Source organism: Corallococcus sp. AB018, assembly GCF_003986945.1.
GTDB classification, from domain to species: domain Bacteria; phylum Myxococcota; class Myxococcia; order Myxococcales; family Myxococcaceae; genus Corallococcus; species Corallococcus exiguus.
This window is the reverse complement of sequence record NZ_RAWR01000037.1, coordinates 33975-52740: the sequence shown is the minus strand read 5'-3', so window position 1 is coordinate 52740 and position 18766 is coordinate 33975. Positions and strand designations below refer to the sequence as shown.

The 18766-nt window shown below is 68.8% G+C and carries 19 protein-coding genes; 6 read left to right on the top strand and 13 right to left on the bottom strand.

Annotated features, from left to right (window positions below; translation table 11 throughout):
* Both D7Y11_RS10725 and D7Y11_RS10720 read right to left on the bottom strand, forming a co-directional pair.
* Positions 1–645, bottom strand: a 645-nt coding sequence (locus D7Y11_RS10725; protein WP_158641917.1) for an alcohol dehydrogenase catalytic domain-containing protein, incomplete at its 3' end; no start/stop codon positions are given.
* Between the two features lie 75 nt (positions 646–720).
* On the bottom strand, positions 721–1479 hold the full coding sequence (locus tag D7Y11_RS10720; RefSeq protein WP_126933621.1) for a glucosamine-6-phosphate deaminase: 759 nt from the start codon (positions 1477–1479) through the stop codon (positions 721–723).
* Positions 1480–1708: 229 nt separating this feature from the next.
* Between D7Y11_RS10720 and D7Y11_RS10715 the strand changes: the two genes are divergently transcribed.
* The 3 genes from D7Y11_RS10715 (at position 1709) to D7Y11_RS10705 (ending at position 5106) form a co-directional block, all read left to right on the top strand.
* Positions 1709–2746 carry a 6-phosphofructokinase gene (locus D7Y11_RS10715; RefSeq protein WP_120574557.1) on the top strand — a complete coding sequence of 346 codons (1038 nt, stop codon included), beginning with the start codon at positions 1709–1711 and terminating at the stop codon, positions 2744–2746.
* A 104-nt stretch (positions 2747–2850) separates the two neighbouring features.
* The gene (locus tag D7Y11_RS10710; protein WP_126933620.1) at positions 2851–4485 is read left to right on the top strand and encodes a long-chain fatty acid--CoA ligase; all 1635 of its coding nucleotides are present in this window, start codon (positions 2851–2853) and stop codon (positions 4483–4485) included.
* Between the two features lie 84 nt (positions 4486–4569).
* Entirely contained in the window at positions 4570–5106 is a 537-nt protein-coding gene (locus tag D7Y11_RS10705) for an FHA domain-containing protein (protein ID WP_120561334.1), read from the top strand.
* Here the strand turns inward: D7Y11_RS10705 and D7Y11_RS10700 are convergent, their stop codons facing one another.
* The 4 genes from D7Y11_RS10700 to D7Y11_RS10685 all read right to left on the bottom strand — a co-directional run bounded on the left by D7Y11_RS10700 (position 5107) and on the right by D7Y11_RS10685 (position 8062).
* Positions 5107–5823: a double-CXXCG motif protein gene (locus tag D7Y11_RS10700; RefSeq protein ID WP_126933619.1), complete on the bottom strand. Its 717-nt coding sequence runs from the start codon at positions 5821–5823 to the stop codon at positions 5107–5109. It lies immediately after the preceding gene.
* Positions 5824–5826: 3 nt separating this feature from the next.
* Positions 5827–6516 carry a TIGR02269 family lipoprotein gene (locus D7Y11_RS10695; RefSeq protein WP_121752968.1) on the bottom strand — a complete coding sequence of 230 codons (690 nt, stop codon included), beginning with the start codon at positions 6514–6516 and terminating at the stop codon, positions 5827–5829.
* Positions 6517–6640: 124 nt separating this feature from the next.
* Positions 6641–7357, bottom strand: coding sequence for a double-CXXCG motif protein (locus tag D7Y11_RS10690; protein ID WP_121752969.1), 717 nt, complete (start codon positions 7355–7357; stop codon positions 6641–6643).
* Between the two features lie 3 nt (positions 7358–7360).
* A complete protein-coding gene (locus tag D7Y11_RS10685) occupies positions 7361–8062 on the bottom strand; it encodes a TIGR02269 family lipoprotein (protein ID WP_121752970.1) in 702 nt (233 codons plus the stop codon).
* A gap of 123 nt (positions 8063–8185) precedes the next feature.
* Between D7Y11_RS10685 and D7Y11_RS10680 the strand changes: the two genes are divergently transcribed.
* The 3 genes from D7Y11_RS10680 to D7Y11_RS10670 all read left to right on the top strand — a co-directional run bounded on the left by D7Y11_RS10680 (position 8186) and on the right by D7Y11_RS10670 (position 10854).
* Positions 8186–9358 carry a metallophosphoesterase gene (locus D7Y11_RS10680; protein WP_126933618.1) on the top strand — a complete coding sequence of 391 codons (1173 nt, stop codon included), beginning with the start codon at positions 8186–8188 and terminating at the stop codon, positions 9356–9358.
* 132 nt (positions 9359–9490) lie between these two features.
* Positions 9491–10075 (top strand): hypothetical protein, encoded by a 585-nt coding sequence (locus tag D7Y11_RS10675; protein ID WP_126933617.1) that lies wholly within the window; start codon positions 9491–9493, stop codon positions 10073–10075.
* A gap of 8 nt (positions 10076–10083) precedes the next feature.
* A complete protein-coding gene (locus D7Y11_RS10670; RefSeq protein WP_126933616.1) occupies positions 10084–10854 on the top strand; it encodes an HNH endonuclease in 771 nt (256 codons plus the stop codon).
* A gap of 2 nt (positions 10855–10856) precedes the next feature.
* Here D7Y11_RS10670 and D7Y11_RS10665 read toward each other — a convergent pair whose 3' ends face one another.
* From D7Y11_RS10665 to D7Y11_RS10635, 7 genes are all read right to left on the bottom strand, one after another.
* Positions 10857–14063, bottom strand: coding sequence for a tetratricopeptide repeat protein (locus D7Y11_RS10665; RefSeq protein WP_126933615.1), 3207 nt, complete (start codon positions 14061–14063; stop codon positions 10857–10859).
* A 105-nt stretch (positions 14064–14168) separates the two neighbouring features.
* Positions 14169–14813 (bottom strand): class II aldolase/adducin family protein, encoded by a 645-nt coding sequence (locus D7Y11_RS10660; RefSeq protein WP_120593589.1) that lies wholly within the window; start codon positions 14811–14813, stop codon positions 14169–14171.
* Positions 14810–15925, bottom strand: a complete 1116-nt coding sequence (gene mtnA, locus D7Y11_RS10655) for an S-methyl-5-thioribose-1-phosphate isomerase (RefSeq protein WP_126933614.1) — start codon at positions 15923–15925, stop codon at positions 14810–14812. Before mtnA ends, D7Y11_RS10660 begins: the two co-directional genes overlap by 4 nt.
* Positions 15926–15950: 25 nt before the next feature.
* The gene (locus D7Y11_RS10650; RefSeq protein WP_120574544.1) at positions 15951–16835 is read right to left on the bottom strand and encodes an S-methyl-5'-thioadenosine phosphorylase; all 885 of its coding nucleotides are present in this window, start codon (positions 16833–16835) and stop codon (positions 15951–15953) included.
* 43 nt (positions 16836–16878) lie between these two features.
* Positions 16879–17580 (bottom strand): acireductone synthase, encoded by a 702-nt coding sequence (mtnC, locus tag D7Y11_RS10645; protein WP_126933613.1) that lies wholly within the window; start codon positions 17578–17580, stop codon positions 16879–16881.
* Positions 17577–18122, bottom strand: a complete 546-nt coding sequence (locus tag D7Y11_RS10640; RefSeq protein WP_126933612.1) for an acireductone dioxygenase — start codon at positions 18120–18122, stop codon at positions 17577–17579. The genes mtnC and D7Y11_RS10640 overlap by 4 nt, the downstream gene beginning before the upstream one ends.
* A complete protein-coding gene (locus tag D7Y11_RS10635; RefSeq protein ID WP_126933611.1) occupies positions 18119–18748 on the bottom strand; it encodes a methylthioribulose 1-phosphate dehydratase in 630 nt (209 codons plus the stop codon). The genes D7Y11_RS10640 and D7Y11_RS10635 overlap by 4 nt, the downstream gene beginning before the upstream one ends.
* Positions 18749–18766: the final 18 nt, after the last annotated feature.

Sequence of the window (18766 nt, the reverse complement as noted above, 5' to 3'; positions counted from 1 at the left end):
GATGCGAGATGCGCCCGCGACCCGCGCCGCCATGATGGCCGCGAGGCCGACGGAGCCCGCCCCGAAGACGGCGAGCTGCTGCCCCCGCTGGAGCCGGAACGCCTCCAGCACCGCCCCCGCCCCCGTCTGGAACCCACAGCCCAGCGGGGCAATCCGCTCGAGCGGCACCGAGGCGTCCACCTTCACCGCGTTGTGCTGATGCGCCAGCACGTGCGTGGCGAACGACGACTGATGGAAGAAGCTCGAGCGGACGGGCTCGCCGCGCCACCGCATGGGGAACGAGCCATCCGGCCGCGAGCCGGAGAAGTTCCCCGCGTAGCCCCGCTCGCAGTACGGGAAGTGTCCGCCCGCGCACGTGCGGCAGCCACGGCACGAGAAGTAGCTGAGCACCACCGCGTCGCCAGGCTGGAAGCCCGTCACGCCCTCCCCCACCGCCTCCACCACGCCCGCGCCCTCGTGGCCCAGCACCGCGGGCAACGGGAAGCGGCCCGCTCCCGCCCGGTACGTGAGGTCGGTGTGGCAGATGCCGCTCGCCGCCACCCGCACGCGCAGCTCGCCCTCCCGAGGCGCATCGAGTTCGACGTCGTCGATGACGAAGGGACCACCCACTTCCCGCAGCAGCGCGGCTCGCACTGGAAGACCCATGGCCGCATACTATTGGCACTTCGCCAATAAAGTCACATCCCCCCGGCCTTTCGGGGCCGCACGTGCCTTTCCGGGTCAGGTCCGGGCTGCTTCCAGCTTGCGCCCGTGCAGGCCGCTGGCCGCGCCCGTGTCCAGCCACAGCTCCACGTCGCGGTGGAGCTGGAGGAACGACGCGGGCCACCGGGGCGTGAGCGGGCCGTGCACCATCGCCGTCACCGCCGCGGCCTTGTTCACACCGAACGCGAGCACCACCACCTTGCGCGCCTGGAGCACCGCCGCCATGCCCAGCGTCAGCGCCGCCATGGGCACCTTGGACGGATCATCCCCGAACGCCATCACGTGAGACAGCCGCGTCTCCCGCGACAGGCGCGCGCGGTGGCTCGTCGCCGTCAGCACCTCGCCGGGCTCGTTGAACGCGATGTGCCCGTTGGGCCCCACGCCCAGCAGCAACAGGTCCAGCCCCCCGGCCGCCGCGAGCGCCGCGTCATAGCGCGCGCATTCCGCCTCCGCGTCCGGCGCGCACCCGTCGAGGAAGTGGATCCGCTCCGTTGACAGATTCACATACCGGAACAGGTGCCGGTCCATGTACGCGCGGAAGCTGCCTGCGTCCTCGGGTGGCAGCCCCAGGAACTCGTCCACGTTGAACGTCGTCGCTCGCGACAGGTCCAGCGCCCCCTGGGCCGCCAGCTCCACCAGGTTCCGGTACACGTTGAGCGGCGAGCGCCCCGTGACGAGCCCCAGCACCAGCTCCGGCGTGTGGCGCACCGCCTCGGCGATCCGCGCCGCGCAGGTGGTGGCCGCCTCCTGCTCCGTCTGGAACACCCGTAGGTCCATGTGTTGGCCAGCATATGCCGGCCTCCCCGCCCCGGTCGCCGGCCCCTCAGCCGCCCGGTGCGTGGCGCCGCGCGGCAAGGCCACACGCTTCCGGGAATGACACATGAGCGCCGCGGACGATTGACAAGCCCGGTCCCCCGCACGCCCGGGGACCGGGGAAGGTTTCCCACGGGCACTCCGTGCAATCCGTCCTCACGCGCGGAGGCCGGGTCGCGCTAGAACCGGATCCATGAAAGTCGCCGTGCTCACCGGCGGGGGTGATTGCCCCGGCCTCAATGCGGTCATCCGCGCCATTGTCCGCCGTGCCAGCGAGCACGGCTTCGAGATGATGGGCCTGCGTGATGGATGGAAGGGCCTGCTGGACGACAACCACTTCCGCCTCACGCGGGAGACCACCTCCGGCATCCTCCACCGGGGTGGCACCATCCTGGGCACCTCGCGCGTCAACCCGTTCAAGGTGGAGAACGGCCTGGAGCGCGTGAAGCGCTCCATGGAGCGCAATGGCATCCACGCCGTCATCGCCATTGGCGGCGAGGGCACCCTGTCCGCCGCCACGCGCATGTCCCAGGAGGGCCTGCGCATCGTCGGCGTGCCAAAAACAATCGACAACGACCTCAACGGCACGGACTTCACGTTCGGCTTCGACACCGCGGTCCACATCGCGACGGAGGCCGTGGACCGGCTGCACTCCACCGCGGAGTCGCACAAGCGCGTCATCGTCTGCGAGGTGATGGGCCGTCACGTCGGGTGGATCGCCACCTACGCGGGCATCGCCGGCGGCGCGGACGTCATCCTCGTCCCGGAGATTCCCGCGGACCTGGAGGCCGTCGCGCAGCACCTCCAGCGCCGTCACGCGGGCGGGCGCACCTTCTCCATCGTGGTGGTGGCGGAAGGCACGCGCATCAAGATGTCCGCGGAGCAGAACGAGCAGCTCGTCACGACCGGCTCCCTGGACGAAGCAGGCCGTCCGCGCCTGGGCGGCGTGGGCAACATCGTCGCGGCGGAGATTGAACGCCGCACCGGCTTCGAGACGCGCGTCTCCGTGCTGGGCCACATCCAGCGCGGCGGCGCCCCCACGGCGCACGACCGGGTGCTCGCCACCCGGTTCGGCGTGCATGCGTGCGACATGGTGGCCCGGGGCGAGTTCGGCAAGATGGCCGCCCTGCGCGGCAACGAAATCGTCAGCGAGCAACTGGCCGAAGCCACCCGCGAGCTCAAGCGCGTGCCCAAGGAGTTCTTCGAAGTCGCGCAGGTTTTCTTCGGCTGACATTGACGTCATGCGCCATGCCTGCCCCCACCGGGAGTGGCAGGCATGACGCCGCGCATCCGGTAGCATCCGGCCCTTCCCCCTCTCCCGAAGGGATGGTGCCGATGCTCACCGGTCGCATGATGGACTTCCCGCTCACCCTGACGCACTTCCTGGAGCGGGCTCGCTCCTATTACGCCGCGCAGGAGATCGTCAGCCGCAGGCCGGACAAGTCCCTGCACCGCTACACGTACGCGGACTTCCACCGGCGTGTCTGCCAATTGGCGAACGCGCTCACGCGGCTGGGAGTGAAGCCTGGGGACCGCGTGGCGTCGCTGAGCTGGAACCACCACCAGCACCTGGAGGTGTACTTCGGGGTGCCGGCGATGGGCGCGGTGATGCACACGCTCAACCTGCGGCTGCACCCCAACGACCTGGGCTACATCGCGCGCCACGCCGAGGACACGGTGGTGGTGGTGGACCGCTCGCTGCTGCCGCTGGTGGAGAAGTTCGAGAAGGCCGCCGGCAGCATCAAGCACGTCATCGTCATCCCGGATGACGGGCCGGTGCCGGAGGGGCGGCTGGACTACGAGAAGCTGCTCGCGGCGGAGTCGCCCACGTTCGAGTTCCCGCGCCTGGATGAGAACAGCGCGGCGATGCTCTGCTACACGTCCGGCACGACGGGCAACCCGAAGGGCGTGCTCTTCAGCCACCGCTCCATCGTGTTGCACTCGCTGGTGTGCTGCATGCCGGAGGTGCTGGGGCTGAGGGAGTCCGACACGGTGCTGGCGGTGGTGCCCATGTTCCACGCGGCGGCGTGGGGCCTGCCGTTCGACGCGCTGCTCACGGGAGCGAAGCAGGTGCTGCCCGGGCCGCACCTCGACCCCCAGTCGCTCCTGGAGCTGATGCAGAACGAGAAGGTCACGGTGGCGGGCGGCGTGCCCACCATCTGGCTGGGCATCCTGGCGCAGCTGGACCGCGAGCCGGGCAAGTGGGACCTGGGCCGGATGCGGCACATGGTGATTGGCGGCTCCGCGGCGCCGCCGGCGCTGATTGACGGGTTCCGCAAGCGCCACGGGCAGAACGTGCTGCACGCGTGGGGCATGACGGAGATGAACCCGGTGGGCACGCTCGCGCGGCTCAAGGGGGACCTGCACACGGCGTCGCCGGAGACGCAGCTGGATGCGTACGCGTCGCAGGGCTACTCGGTGCCGTTCGTGGAGACGCGCCACGTGAGCGACACGGGGGAGATCCTCCCCTGGGACGGCAAGGCCATGGGCGAGCTGGAGGTGCGCGGGCCCATGGTGGCGGCGTCCTACTACGGGGACGAGGGCAAGGACCGGTTCACGAAGGACGGGTGGTTCAAGACGGGCGACGTGGTGACCATCGACCCGGCGGGCTACCTGCACATCACCGACCGCAGCAAGGACGTCATCAAGTCCGGCGGCGAGTGGATCAGCTCCGTGGCGCTGGAGAACGCGCTGATGGCGCATCCGTCCGTGCTGGAGGCGGCGGTGTTCGCGGGGCGGCATCCGAAGTGGGACGAGCGGCCGCTGGCGGCGGTGGTGTTCAAGTCGGGCCAGGAGGCGACGAAGGCGGAGCTGACGGCGCACCTGGAGAAGCAGTTCGCGAAGTGGTGGCTGCCGGATGACATCCTCTTCGTGACCCAGATTCCGCGCACGTCGACGGGGAAGTTCCTGAAGATGAAGTTGCGGGAGGATTACGGCGACCACCTGATGAAGGCGTCTGTCGCGTCCTGAAGTGGTTGGAAGGACCGCCGGGCAGCTGACACTGGGAGTCCGTGGCTCGCGCTAGGGCGGGGCTGGGGGTAACGTGGGGGCGTGATGCCCTCTGTCCAACAGCTCCGCCCGTTCGCCTACGCGCCCGTCCAGGCGTTTCTGCAAGCCTCCGGACCGGTGGTGCTGATCCAACAGCCGCCGGAGCCGGTGTTCCAGCAGGTGGCGTTGCGGTTGGCGGAGGCGCGCACGGTGGGGATGGCGCACCGCTCACGGCTGGTGGACCGGCTGCTGGTGATGCTCCAGGCGTTCGACTCGCTGGAGGTCCACTTCCTGGGGCCGGAGCAGGACGGGCAGGAGCTGCGGGTGGGGCGGATGGAGGGGTGCACGCTGATGGTGCACGACCCCTCCGTGTCGAAGCATCACGCGGTGCTGCGCTGGCACGCGACGCAGGGGACGTGCTCGGTGAAAGACCTGGCGTCCATGAACGGCACCTGGCTGAACGCCGCGGAGCTGGGCGAGGGCGAGGAGCGGATGCTCACGGACGGGGACGCGCTGGCCTTCGGGGATGCGCAGTTCCTGTACCTGCGCGCGGAGACACTGCACTCGCACCTGCGGCTCGCGAGCCCGGGCGGGGGGATGTGACTACTCGGCGGGAAGTTCGCGGTAGTGCACGTCGCTGGGGCCCAGGCGTTGTAGGACTTCGACGAAGCGCTCGCTGACGACGCGAGGGTTGGCCCCTTCGATGCCGAAGACGTCGATCCCTTCCGGAATGGAGGAGCGCAGCAGCCAGCGCTTCGGAGGCAGGGAGAACGACTCGGGCTTGCCGCAGAGCTCACACGCGGGCGTCTTCCATTCACCGATGCAGTCGGGATGCAGCCGGGCGAGGGGCCGGGCTTCCAGCTCGTAGAGCGCGGGCATCGTGCTCCGGCGGGACCGGAGTTCCATCCGGACCGCGATGATGCCCCGCAGGCCTTCGGCCTTGAGCAGGTCCACCGCGTCCTCGCGGAGGAGCAGCCGCCATGCGGGCCAGCAGGTGATCGGACCGAACCTGCCTCTTGCCGTTCCGACCATGGGCCCGAACGAGCCCCCTGCTCTCACGGGAAGCTCGGGAGGAACAAAGGGGCGAATGAGCGCCACCAGCCGGCTGTACTCCGCGACGGACATGGGCCCCTTGGACTCGGCCAGCACCGGTTCCTGCACAGCGGAGAGGTCCACGGATGGAAAGGCATCCATCCATGCCCAGGGGCCGAACCTGGGACAGTCAACGCCGGACAGGTGCCATCGGTGCTCTGCCCGGTACTCACCGCTCCACTGCGGTTCCACACCGTCAGGCGGGCCACGAACTTCGAAATAGCGCATGGCTCAATCCTCGAAGGGCACGGGCAGCAGGTCGACCTGCTGCCAATACGTCATCGGAAGACCAAAGAGTTCATATTTTCGAATCATCCATGCGGCGTGCTCGAAATGATCCGGGATGTCAGCCTCGGCCCCTTGACGTTCGATGAAGGTATTCCAATCTCGATTCCAGGGTCCGCCCAACGCGCCACGATGGATGCGTGCGTGAACTTCCGCATCGATCATCAAGACGTACTTGTGGATCTCAATACCCTTGTCCTCGAAGTGCTTCTTGAACGCCTGCGGGAAGATGTGGTGCCGCTCCTTCGGCCGCTTCGCCCACTCCTGTCGCGCCTTCTCGCGGCGAAGCTGGCTGGGCAGTTTCTCCCGCCGGTGCCAGCGGAACACCATGACGGGCACGGCATCGCCCGGCAGGCCCTGCGCACTTCCCCACGTCCGCTGCGGTCCGCTTCCGGGCGCCACGAAGATGGGCGCCACCGGCATGGCCCCTCGCGTCCGCACGATGCGGTCCGGTGCCAGGTCCTCGCACCGGAACAGCGCGCAGACGTCGTCCTCGCAAACTTGAGTGAGGCACTGGTCCTCGTCGCTGGCTTCGCACTCCCGCGACGACTCTGCCCAGCCCTCTTGGGGCGAGGACACTGGCGCTGATGCGCACCCCGCCAGCAAGACAACCCAAAGCCACAACCACGCGCGCATTCCGCCTCCGCTCCTCGCTCCTCTGCTTCTTGCCCGCTTACTCCACGTTCTTCAGCTGGAAGCCCAGCGGGCCGAGGCGCGGCACTCGCACCTGAGGCTCGCGAGCCCGGGTGGAGGGATGTGACTACTCGGCGGGCAGCTCCTGGTAGCGCACGTCACTGGGGCCCAGGCGCTGCACGGTTTCGACGAAGCGTTCGCTGACGACGCGCGGGTTGGCCCCTTCGATGCCGAAGACATCGATCCCTTCCGGAATGGAGGAGCGCAGCAGCCAGCGCTTCGGAGGCAGGTCGAACGACTCGGGCTTGCCGCAGATGGCGCAGGCGGGCGTCTTCCACTCACCGATGCAGTCGGGATGCAGCTTCGCCAATGGCCGGGCTTCCAGTTCGTAGAGCGCGGGCATCGTGCTCCGGCGGGACTTGAGCTCCATCCGGACCGCGATGACGCCTTTCAGGCCTTCAGCCTTGAGTAACTCGACCGCGTCCTCGCGGAGGACCACCACCCACGAAGGCCAGCAGGTCACAGGGCCGAACTTGCCTTGGGCGGTTCCGACCATGGGCCCGAACGTACAACCCGCGTAGAGGGGAAGCTCGGGGGGAACGAAGGGGCGCACGAGCGCAGTCAATCGTTTGTATTCAGGGAGGGACATGGGTCCCTTCCACTCAGAGAGCGCGGGCTCCGCGACCTCGGACAAATCCACCGAGGGGAAGGCATCCATCCCCGCCCACGGACCGAACCTGGGACACTCGACCCCGGAGATGTGCCATCGGTGGCGAGCCCGGTACGAACCCGTCCAGTGCCCTGCTTCATCGCCCTTCAGGCTCTCGACCGAAAAGTAGCGCATGGCTCAGTCCTCGGCTGGAAGCGGCAGGAGATCCACCTGCTGCCAGTACGTCATCGTCAGTCCAAAGAGTCCGTACTTCTGAATCATCAGGGAGGCATGCTCAAAGTATTCGGGTATCTGGGCTCCGTCGCGCCGCCGCTGGATGAACGCATCCCAATCCCGGTTCCATGGCCCCCCTCGCTCGCCCCGATGGATGCGTGCATGCACTTCCGCATCGATGGCGATGACGTATTGGTGGATGTTGATCCCTTTTTCCTCGAAGTGATCCTTGAACGCCTGCGGGAAGATGTGGTGCCGCTCCTTCGGTCGCTTCGCCCACTCCTGTTGCGCCTTCTCGCGGCGAAGCTCGCTGGGGAGCTTCTCTCGGGGACGCCAGCGGAAGACCATGACGGGCACCGCGTCGCCCGGCAGGCCCTGCGCACTTCCCCATGTTCGCTGCGGCCCGCTTCCGGGCGCCACGAAGATGGGTGCCACCGGCATGGCTCCCCGCGTCCGCACGATGCGCTTTGGTGCCAGGTCCTCGCACCGGAACAGCGCGCAGACGTCGTCCTCGCAGACTTGCGTGAGGCACTGATCCTCGTCGCTGGCCTCGCACTCCCGTGACGACTCGTTCGAGGGTAAGGGCCCGGGTGCGGATGCACACCCCAGCAGCATCACCAGCCACAGCCACCCGACGCGGACGCCGGCCCCGGAGATTCTTCTCATTTTCCTGTTATTCCACGTTCACTCCCGTGGAGCCCAGGAGGCGAGCAACCCGGTCACGGGGCACAGCGCGCTGTCAGGCGAGCCGTTATCCTCGGGGTTCCTCACACCGAGAGCGCGCACACCATGGGAAGGCTGTTGGTCCTGCTGTTCGTCTACCTGGGCGCGTACCTCGTGCTGCGCAGGCTGTTGCCCGTCGTCACCCGAGGCTGGCGCCATGGCGTGCTGTTGGGCCTCTCTGTCTTCGCGTTCGCGGCGTGGACCGTGCCCGCTGTCACGGGCTACGGCCTGCACCACACGCCTCCGGCACTCGTGCCGGTGAAGCTGTTCGCCGTGGTGTGGAGCATCGCCGCGCTGCTGGTGATGCTGATGGGCCCGCCGTTCCTCATCCTCAAGCTGCGCGCCGAACGCCGCCAGCAGGCCGCGCCTCCCGGCGTGAACATGGAGCGCCGCAACCTCCTGGTGAAGGCCGGACAGGCCATGCCCGTCCTCGCCATCGGAGCCAGCGGCGTGGGCGTCGTGGGTGGCAGCCTGGGCTTCACCGTTCGTGAGGTGGAGGTGAAGCTGCGCGGCCTCCCCGCCGCGCTCGACGGCTTCCGCATCGGGCAGATCACCGACGTGCACGTGGGCCCCTTCATCTCCCCCGAGTACCTGCGCGGCGCCGTGGAGGTGATGAACGCCGCGGGCGTGGACCTCCAGGTGATGACCGGTGACCTCATCGACGACGTGAACCAGGTCGACGAGACAATGGCCGCCCTCGCCTCCACGACGGCCCGCCACGGCATGCTCGCGGTGCTCGGCAACCACGAACACTGGCGCGGGCTCGATGAAGTCCTGGGCGGATATGAGCAGTTGGCCCAGCGTGGCGCGCCGGTCCGGCTGCTCGTGGATGAAGCCCACGTGCTGGAGCACGGCGGCCAGCGCGTGCGCGTGGTGGGCGTGGACTTCCCCATGTCCGGCGCCAGCCGCACGGGGAAAGACCGCCGCTGGCAGCGCTCCGCGGAGACGGCCTTCAAAGACGGGAACCCGGACGACGTGGTGCTCTGCCTCTCCCACCACCCGGACTTCTTCCCCTACGCCGCCGAGCGCGGCGCCCGCCTCACGCTCGCGGGCCACACCCACGGCGGACAGGTGGCCTTCCTGGGGATTCCCCTGTTCGGCTTCGCCTTCAAGCACATGCTGGGCCGCTACCGCTTCAAGGACAGCCACCTCTACGTCTCCGGCGGCACGGGGCACTGGCTCCCCTTCCGCATCGGCGTCCCGCCCGAGGTCACACTGCTCACGCTGCGCAGCGCCTGATCCCTCTCTGTCGAGGTAACAAGCGTTACAGCCATTCAGGGCGGTACGACATCCCTCTGAGGAGGGATGCCCAAGGTCCAGGCTTCCTCCTACCCTCCGGTGCTTCATCGCCCGCACTGGGGGGAAGCGACCATGTCGGAAGAGGTCACCCGATTCGGCAAGCTCGAGGAGCTTGCCTGGCAGGTCTACCGGGTCCGCACGGGCTCCAGCAGCTACACGGTCGGCGTCTACGAGTACGAAGGGCGCCGCTTCGCGGTCATGCGTGGCCAATCCAAGAACCTTGGAGGCCATGTCGACCTGAGGGATTCCGACCCGAAGGTGGAGGGGCGTTCGCTCTTCGAGGTTCCCCCTTCGGAGTGGGTGGGAAAGAGCCTGGAGATTGGCACCGCGACCACGTCGCGCGTCGTCGAGGTTCAGCGGGAGCGGGACTCCGACATCCTCACGAACATCACCCGGATCCAGGTGCTGGCACCGGCCGCCCCCGCGCCCACGGTCAAGAAGGCACAGGCCGCTCCCGAGCCCCAATACGAGGAGCCGCCCTATCCGGAGAACTGCGTCCAGGATGTCCGGTTCGCGGCGTACCTTCTGCGCAAGGTCTACAACCAGCAGCGGTTGATCGAGGACCTGGAGCAACGCCCGGAACAGTTCGACCGGTTCAAGGTCGCCCTCGCGGATGCCGCCCTCATGATGAAGGCCATTGGCCAGAAGCTCGGATAGGGACCGCCATGACCATCAAAGCCCATTTCGCCATGACCCGTGCCACGCCCGATGATCAGGATCGGAGCTGGTCCATGTGGAGCGGATGGAAGGCACGTCACTGGCCGACCTTCGTCCTCCGCCCCGGACTTCACTTCTACGGCTACGACAAGAAGCTGAAACGCTTCACCACGCTCCTCAAGGTGACTCGCGGCAGGGCGTTCGAGTACGAGAACAAGCGTCAGTTCACCCACACGGTGAAACGACTGATTGAGGTCGACACCCATGACAATTCTGGATGGTTGAAAGCCATGCAGCCCTCGGGGTTCGGTGTGGCCTTCAATTACGAACTGGTCGCCAGGGTCGACATCGCGTTCCCCGGAAGCCGCTTCCCTCACCTCGGCTGGTACAAGATGCCGACGAAAGCGGCTCATGCGGCATTGCTGGATGACCCAGGTGGCCATGAAGAAGGTGGGAAGCAGTATCGGACACACCTGACCTACGAGCGGAGCGCCCGGCTGCGCGCGGAAGCGAAGTCCCACTGGAGGAACAGGCGGGGCCGGATCACCTGTCACGTGTGCGGGTTCGACTTCGTCGAGCGCTACGGTGCGCTCGGTGAGGACTTCATCGAGATGCACCATGAGGTCCCGGTCTCGGAAGGGAAACGGGTGAACTCCGTGGAGTCACTCATCCCCCTGTGCGCCAACTGCCACCGGATGATTCATCGGAATCCGCAGGAGCTTCTCAGCATCCAAGCGCTTCGGCTCCTGATCCAGAAGCCCGCATCGACGAAACGCTAAAGTCAGGGCCGCGCGGACGCCTCCAGCAGCCGCAGCGGCGTATCCCGTCCCATGGCGATGAAGGGCGCCCAGTAGTGCGGATGGGGCTGCGCCCTTCGCAGCTCCCGCATCGCTTCACGCAGCGCCGTGGCCAGGCCCTCGCCGCCGAGCAGGTGGCGATAGTAGGTCTCCATCAACGTACGCGTCGTCGCGTCGTCCACCTTCCAGAGACTCATCACCACCGTCTCCGCGCCCGCCACCAGGAAGGCCCGGCGCAGGCCGTAGACGCCCTGGCCCCGCCGGACCGCGCCCCGGCCCGTGTCACAGGCGGACAGGACCACCAGCTGCGTGCCCCACAGGTCCAGGCCCGCCAGCTCCAGCGCCGTCACCAGCGCGCTGTCGGAAGCATTCTTCTCCGTCTCCCCCGCGAGCAGCAGGCCGGAGCGCAGCAGCGGATCCGGCGGGCGCGCGGCCTGAGGATCCTCGCCCAGCGCTCCGAAGGTCGCGACGGCTCGCGCGTTCTCCGGCGCGGCGGCGTCCTCCAGGAAGAAGCCGTGGGTCGCCAGGTGGAGGATGCCCGGCGTGCTCAGGTGCAGCAGCCGCTCCTTGGTCGCCTTCGGTCCCAGGAACAGCTGCGCCTGCGGGAACAGGCGCTGGATGGCCTCCGCCTCCTCGCGCGAGCCCGGCAACGGAACCGGTGCCCAGTCCCTCGCCACCAGGTCCTCGCGCCGCAGCGAAGGCGAACGCTCCGCCACCACGGACGCGCCTCCCGCGGGGAGCGGGGACGCCTGGAGCCCCGTGTTGAACGCGGGATCCGCCAGCACCACCACCGAGGACGCCGGCCTCCGCTGCTGGGGCCGGGGCAGCAGATCCTTCCCGGAGGTGACGTAGGTGAAGTCGTAGCTGTCCACCAGGTACCGCCGGCCGTCGTGCAGCGCCGCGAAGGGCACCAGCGCCAGCTGACCATCCGGTGAGAGGAAGAGGCGGCGGGCCTTCCCCAACAGCGGGAGCAGCGGCTGGAACGCGAGCCGGTAGAGCGCGTGGGCGGAGTCCTCGAAGGCCGCGTCCCGGCGGGCCAGCGCGTCACGCAGACTGGAGGCCGCGGCTTCGATGGGCGCCGCGGGCCCCAGGTCCAACGCGCGGATGTTCCCGTCGGGCAGCAGCACCAACGCCAGACAGCGGAGCTGGGCCGTGCCCGTTCCCAGCACGAGGGGACGGTCCTCGTAGGTGATGAACTCCACGAGCGCGCCATCACCCGGCAGGGCTCCCGCGACGCGGTCGACGATGTCATCCGGCGCGGGCAGCGCGGCCAACGCGCGCAGCGGCGCGGAACGGCTGGCGAGCGTCGCCTCCAACGCATCGCCCTGCTCGGTCAGCGCCGTGAGCTGTCGCTGATAGGAGGACGGCGTGAGCGCTCCGGGCCCGTGGAGCGAGAGACTGGCCAGCTGGGTTCGCAGCTTGCGCAGCTGCTCGAAGGTGCCGCGCTCCTCCGCGCCCAGGCTCCGGTAGACCGCTCGGGAGATGTCCGCCGTCTCCTCCACGGAGCGGCCCTTGAGCAGCAGCGCGGCGCTCAATGCCAGACGCCGGACGTTGGCGGAGTCCGGGTGCGCTCGCACGAGCGCGTAGAGCTGCTCCTCGTCCGCGCGCAGGTGCTGGAGGAAGCTGGCCAACCGGGCCTCGGAGAACTCGAGCGCCTCGCGACGCAGGCGCTGCTCGGAGACTCCGAAGGCGCGCGTGAACAAGGGCACCGCGTCGTCCAGGCGGTGCTGCGCCAGACGCAGGAGCGCCAGGTTGTTGAGCGACGCAGCGAGGTCCGGATGATTCCGGCCCAGCACGGCTTCACGAATCGCCAGCGCGCGCTCGTAGAGCGGCTCCGCCTGGCTGTACTTCCCCTGGTCCCGGTAGAGCGTGGCCAGGTTGTTGAGCGACCCCGCGACGTCCGGATGCCTCTTGCCGAGCACCTCCTCCCAGATGGCCAGCGCGCGCGCGTAGAGCGGCTCCGCCTGGCTGTACTTCCCCTGCTTCCGGTACAGCGTGGCCAGGTTGTTGAGCGACGCCGCGACGTGCGGATGGTGCGTTCCGAACGCCTTCTCCCAGAGGGCCAGCGCCCGCGCGTAGAGCGGCTCCGCCTGGCTGTACTTCCCCTGCGCCTGGTAGAGCGTGGCCAGGTTGTTGAGCGCGGCGGCCAGGTCCGAAGGGCTGCCGTCCGTCGCCGCCTCCCGGATGGCCAGCGCCCGCGCGTAGAGCGGCTCCGCCCGGTCGTACAGCCCCTGGTCCTGATAGAGATTGGCCAGGTTGTTGAGCGAGTCCGCGACCAACGGATGCTTCTTGCCCAGCGCCTCCTCCCGGATGGAGAGCGCGCGCAGGCCCAGCGGCTCCGCCCGGCCGTACTGCCCCTGGTCCTGGTAGAGCGTGGCCAGCGTGTCGAGCGAGTCCGCGACCAGCGGATCCTCCTTGCCCAGCGCCGACTCACGCAGGGCGAGCGCCCGCACGTAGAGCGGCTCCGCCCGGCCATACAGCCCCTGCTCCCGGTAGAGCAGCGCCAGGTTGTTGAGCGAGTCCGCGACGGTGAGGTGGTGCTTGCCGAGCACCGTCTCCCGCAAATCCAACGCGCGCGAGTAGAGCGGCTCCGCGCGGCTGTAGAGCCCCTGCTCCTGGTAGAGATTGGCCAGGTTGTTGAGGGACTCGGCGAAGGCGGACTGGTTCTCGCTGAGGGTCACCTCCTGGCTGGCGAACGCCCCCATGCGGCGGCGCTTGTCCAGGCTGAACAGGTTGTTCGTCCGCCGGGACATCGCGTGCCCATGGTCGTAGAAGCCCCCGGCCTGACGGTCCGTCTCCATGGTGGGGGAGGCGGCGAAGCCGAGCAGCCTGGCCACCGTGACGGCCTTCGCCGCGTCGTCGTTCACCACCGCTTCGCGGATGGCCAGCGCTCGCTCGTGGAGGACACCCGCCCGGGCGAAGTCCCCCTGGAGTCGGTACACCTCCCCCAGCAGGCTCAGGCAGTAGGCCACGTCCGGATGCGCGCCCCCGAGCACGGCCTCCCGCAGCGCCAGGGCGTGCTCACCGGGCGCCACGGCCTCCGCGTACCGGCCCGCCTCGTAGAGCGTCGCGGACTGCTCATAGGCCTGGAGCGCGTCCTTCAGCCGCGGATCCGAGGGTTCCCGCCCCACCGGCATGAGCGAGGCACACCCCAGTGCCATCATCACCATGCACCCGAGAACCCACCGCATGCCGACTCCTCCTGGAGACCGAGGCTGACCTGGCCGCCTCCCCCCTGTCCGACTTAGAGGCAGGGACCCCAGGAATCATGCAGGAACATGTGCGCGGAGCGGCGCCTACTGGCCATACCCCCGGAATTGCTGGAACACGCGCTCCATTTCCGCGTCGTCCAGCACCACGGGCTCGCCCAGTTGGAGCGCGCGCCAATACATGGCCGCCAGCGTCTCCACCTCCACCGCCAGCTTCCAGGCCGCTGCCAGGTCCACGCCCACGGCGACCATTCCGTGGTTGGCCAGCAGACACGCCTTGCGGCCCTCCAGGGCCACCATCATGTGCCGCGCCAGCTCCGGCGTGCCGAAGGTGGCGTACTCGGCGCACCGGATGTCCGTGCCGCCCGCCGCGGACACCATGTAGTGGAAGGCGGGGATGCCCCGGCGCAGGCACGCCAGCGTGGTGCTGAACATGCTGTGCGTGTGCAGCACCGCGCCCACCTCCGGCCGCGCCTGGAGGAGGTCCCGGTGCAGCTGCCACTCGGTGGACGGCTTGCGGTGGCCCTCGTGCGAGCCGTCGAAGCGCATGAGGACCAGGTCCTCCGGCGTCATCGTCTCGTAGTTCATCCCGGACGGCGTGAGGAGGAAGCCGCCCTCCACCCGCTGGCTCAGGTTGCCGGACGTGCCCTGGTTCAGCCCGGAGGTGTTCATCCGCCGCGAGGTGGCCACCATCGCCTCGCGCAGTGCCTGGTGGCCCCCCGCCCCGCTCACTTCGCGGGGCTCCGCCGAGCGCGCCGCTCCGGGAAGAGGGACAGCATCCCCTCCTCCGTCGCGGGACACACGCCGCGCTCCGTGACGAGCGCCGTCACCAGCCGCGCGGGCGTCACGTCGAACGCGTAGTTCGCGGCGGGGCTCCCCGGCGGCGTAATCCTCACCGTGGCGATGTCCCCCGAAGGCAGCCGGCCCGTGACGTCGCTGAGCTCCGTGCCGTCACGCTGCTCGATGGGGATCCCCTTCACGCCGTCCTGGAGGGTCCAGTCGATGGTGGGCGACGGCAGCGCCACGTAGAACGGCACGCCGTTGTCCTTCGCGGCCAGCGCCTTCAGGTACGTGCCTATCTTGTTCGCCACGTCCCCGCGCGCCGTCGTGCGGTCCGTGCCGACGATGCACAGGTCCACTTCCCCGTGCTGCATCAGGTGCCCACCGACGTTGTCCGCGATGACCGTGTGCGGGACGCCGTGCTGTCCCAGCTCCCACGCCGTCAGCACCGCGCCCTGGTTGCGCGGGCGCGTCTCATCCACCCAGACATGCAAGGGCAGGCCCGCGTCGTGCGCCAGGTACATGGGCGCCAGCGCCGTGCCCCAGTCCACCGTGGCCAGCCAGCCAGCGTTGCAGTGCGTGAGCACGTTGAGCCGCCCCTTGCGGCCCTTCTTGTCCCACGCCTCCTGGAACAGCCTCAGCGCGTGCTCGCCGATGGCGCGGTTGATAGCCACGTCCTCGTCGCACAGCGCCGCCGCGTGCCGGTACGCTGCCTCCACGCGCTCCGACGGCTTCAGCGGTGCGAGCACCTGGCGCATCCCATCCAGCGCCCAGTGCAGGTTCACCGCCGTGGGCCGCGTGGCCCGGAGCATGGTCAGCGCCTGCTCCAGCGCGCCGTCGGACGCGTCCTGCCGCATGGCCAGACACACGCCGTACGCCGCCGTGGCGCCGATGAGCGGCGCGCCGCGCACCAACATGCTGCGGATGGCGTGGCCCGCTTCGTCCGCCGTGGACAGCTTCACCTTCACGAACGCGTGCGGCAGGCGCGTCTGGTCGATGACGCCGACGCTCCAGCCGTCGGACTCGACCCAGATGGAGCGCATTGGAACGCCTTGGACTTTCATCGCCGTGTCTTCCTTGTCCGGCCGTTCAGCGCTTGAGGACGCGGCCCGCCACCGCGGAGAGCTTCTCCACCATGGCCGGGTCGCGCGCGTCGGGCGACGTCATGATGGCGTGCTCCAGCGCCGTCTGGCAGCCGGCGTGGCACGGGGTGGAGTGCTGGCTCACGAGCGGCGCGATGTTCTTCACCACCCCGCGCGCCTTGCCCGCGTTGCCCAGCAGCACCGCGATCACCTGATCCACCGTCACCGCGTCGTGGTCCGGATGCCAGCAGTCGAAATCCGTGACCATCGACACGCTCGCGTAGCAGATCTCCGCCTCACGGGCGAGCTTGGCCTCCGGCATGTTGGTCATGCCAATCACATCGCAGCCCCACTGCCGGTACATCTTGCTCTCCGCCAGCGTGGAGAACTGCGGGCCCTCCATCACCAGGTACGTGCCACCGCGCACGACCTTGATGTCCAGGCCCTCGCACGCGGCCATCACCGCGTCGCCCAGGCGCGAGCACGTGGGCTTCGCCATGGACACGTGCGCCACCAGCCCCTGCGAGAAGAAGCTCTTCACGCGCGCGAAGGTGCGGTCCACGAACTGGTCCACCACCACGAAGGTGCCCGGCGGCAAATCCTCCCGCAGGCTGCCCACCGCGGAGACGGAGAGGATGTCCGTCACGCCGCTGCGCTTGAGCGCGTCGATGTTCGCGCGGAAGTTCAGCTCCGACGGCGGAATCTTGTGCCCACGCCCGTGGCGCGGCAGGAACACCACCGGCTGGTCGCCGATGCGCCCGAAGCAGAACTCGTCCGACGTCTCACCGAAGGGCGACGACACCCGGCGCCACGAGACATCCGTCAGGCCGTCAATCTGATACAGGCCGCTGCCGCCGATGATGCCCAGCACGGGCTTGTTGGAACTCGACATGGGGGAGGCTCCGCTCCGGGAAGGCTCGGGATGAGGAATCAATTCAGGACACGTGCGCGAACGGGTCGAGCGACGTGAAGTCGTGGAACACCGGGTGCCCGTGGCCCGGCGGCAGGGCCACCTCGCCCCGGTCCAGGGCTGCGGTGCGCAGGCCGGCTTGCTTCGCCGCGTCCAGCTCCGCCGTGTTGTCGGAGAGGAACAGGATGTCGTTGGGCGGCAGCTCCAGCGCCTGGGCAATCTTCGTGTACGACGCCGCCTCCACCTTGGGTCCGGTGGTGGTGTCGAAGTAGCCGGAGAACACCGGCGTCAGATCCCCCTCCACGCTGTAGCCAAAGATGAGCCTCTGCGCGGCGATGCTGCCGGAGGAATAGACATACAGGCGCATCCCCTTCGCGTGCCATTCACGCAGGGCCCGGGCCGCGTCCGCGTGGACGTGGCCCTTGATTTCGCCGCGCGCGTAGCCCTCCTCCCAGATGAGCCCCTGGAGCGTCTTGAGCGGCGTGGCCTTGCGGTCCACGTTCAACCAGCGCTGGAGCAGCGCGACGGTGCCGACCTCGTCCAGGCCGGGCTCACCCGCGAGCGTGCGGGCGTCGGACAGGCACTGGCGCACGGCGGCCTGCTGCCCGTGCGTGGCGATGTACTCCGCCAGGTGCTTCCGGGCGAAGGGGAAGAGGACGTCCTTCACGAAGGCGATGGAGCTGGTGGTGCCTTCGATGTCCGTGACGACTGCCTTGGGAGCACTCACGGCGCGTACTTGGGGAAGCGCTCGGCGATGGTCTCGCCGGTGAAGTGGCCCACCCAGCCGTCCGGGCGGATGAAGAAGCGGATGGCGGCGAACCGGGGCGCGGCGCCCATGTCGAACCAGTGCTTCATGCCTTCCGGCACGCTGATGAGGTCGCCTCGCGTGCACTCCACCTGGAAGACCTTGTCGCCCGCGTGCAGGTAGAAGCAGCCGCTGCCCTCCACCATGATGCGCGACTCGTCCTCCGTGTGGGCGTGCTCGGAGAGGAACTTCGCGCGGGCGGCCTCCACGTTGGGCGCGTCCGGCTTGATGCGCGCCACGTCCACGGTGTTGTAGCCGTGGGCCTTCATCTCCGCGTCCACCACGTGCTTGTAGGCCGCGAGGACGTCCTCCTGGCCCGCGCCGTCCGGCAGGTCCACGGACGCGTCCACGCGCTCGAAGCGCACGCCCGCGGGCTTCAGCTCGCGACGGATGTCCTCGGGTTCGGTGAAGACGCCCAGCGGCGCCTCCGGCTGGTGGTCGTTGTAGACAATCAGCTTGCTCATCGCCGCACCTTCATCTTCTCGAGTTCGTACGTCAGCAGGTGCTCCAGCGCCACGACGTGGCGGCGGGCCTCGGCCATGCTCCGGCCCCAGGTGTAGAGCCCGTGGCCGGCAATGAGATACGCGACCAGGTCCGTGCGTTTCGCGAGCATCGCGGTCACCTTGTCCGCGAGCCGGGGGATGTCCTGGTCGTTGGGGAAGATGGGGATGGACACCGCCGCCTCGTGCGTGCGCGTGTCGCCCAGGGCCTTGAGCAGCTCGAAGTCCTGGAGCACCAGCTCGCCTTCCGGCAGCCGCAGGTTCGACAGGAGCGCGGCCACCACGGAGTGCGTGTGCAGCACGGCCTGCGCCTCCGGCCGGTCCCTGTACAGCTGCAGGTGCAGGGGCGTCTCCGCGGACGAGCCCTTGGGCGGCGGCGCGTGGATGTCCGCGACCAGGATGTCCGCCTCCACCAGCTCGCCCTTGTCCACGCCGGAGCGGGTGACGGCGGTGGTGCGGGCATCCAGCCTGCGGGAGAAGTTGCCGCTGGTGGCGGGCACGAAGTTGCGCACGCTGAGGAAGCGGCCCACTTCGACGATTTCACGGGCCGCTTCGGACAGGGTCGCGGCAGGGGCCGGGTCGATGCTCATCCATCCCTCGGGGGAGCT

Coding starts and splice junctions, on each gene's coding strand:
- D7Y11_RS10720 (WP_126933621.1), bottom strand. CDS start 1,479: ATGGACCTACGGGTGTTCCAGACGGAGCAGGAGGCGGCCACCACCTGC.
- D7Y11_RS10715 (WP_120574557.1), top strand. CDS start 1,709: ATGAAAGTCGCCGTGCTCACCGGCGGGGGTGATTGCCCCGGCCTCAAT.
- D7Y11_RS10710 (WP_126933620.1), top strand. CDS start 2,851: ATGCTCACCGGTCGCATGATGGACTTCCCGCTCACCCTGACGCACTTC.
- D7Y11_RS10705 (WP_120561334.1), top strand. CDS start 4,570: ATGCCCTCTGTCCAACAGCTCCGCCCGTTCGCCTACGCGCCCGTCCAG.
- D7Y11_RS10700 (WP_126933619.1), bottom strand. CDS start 5,823: ATGCGCTATTTCGAAGTTCGTGGCCCGCCTGACGGTGTGGAACCGCAG.
- D7Y11_RS10695 (WP_121752968.1), bottom strand. CDS start 6,516: ATGCGCGCGTGGTTGTGGCTTTGGGTTGTCTTGCTGGCGGGGTGCGCA.
- D7Y11_RS10690 (WP_121752969.1), bottom strand. CDS start 7,357: ATGCGCTACTTTTCGGTCGAGAGCCTGAAGGGCGATGAAGCAGGGCAC.
- D7Y11_RS10685 (WP_121752970.1), bottom strand. CDS start 8,062: ATGAGAAGAATCTCCGGGGCCGGCGTCCGCGTCGGGTGGCTGTGGCTG.
- D7Y11_RS10680 (WP_126933618.1), top strand. CDS start 8,186: ATGGGAAGGCTGTTGGTCCTGCTGTTCGTCTACCTGGGCGCGTACCTC.
- D7Y11_RS10675 (WP_126933617.1), top strand. CDS start 9,491: ATGTCGGAAGAGGTCACCCGATTCGGCAAGCTCGAGGAGCTTGCCTGG.
- D7Y11_RS10670 (WP_126933616.1), top strand. CDS start 10,084: ATGACCATCAAAGCCCATTTCGCCATGACCCGTGCCACGCCCGATGAT.
- D7Y11_RS10665 (WP_126933615.1), bottom strand. CDS start 14,063: ATGCGGTGGGTTCTCGGGTGCATGGTGATGATGGCACTGGGGTGTGCC.
- mtnA (WP_126933614.1), bottom strand. CDS start 15,925: ATGAAAGTCCAAGGCGTTCCAATGCGCTCCATCTGGGTCGAGTCCGAC.
- D7Y11_RS10650 (WP_120574544.1), bottom strand. CDS start 16,835: ATGTCGAGTTCCAACAAGCCCGTGCTGGGCATCATCGGCGGCAGCGGC.
- D7Y11_RS10640 (WP_126933612.1), bottom strand. CDS start 18,122: ATGAGCAAGCTGATTGTCTACAACGACCACCAGCCGGAGGCGCCGCTG.
- D7Y11_RS10635 (WP_126933611.1), bottom strand. CDS start 18,748: ATGAGCATCGACCCGGCCCCTGCCGCGACCCTGTCCGAAGCGGCCCGT.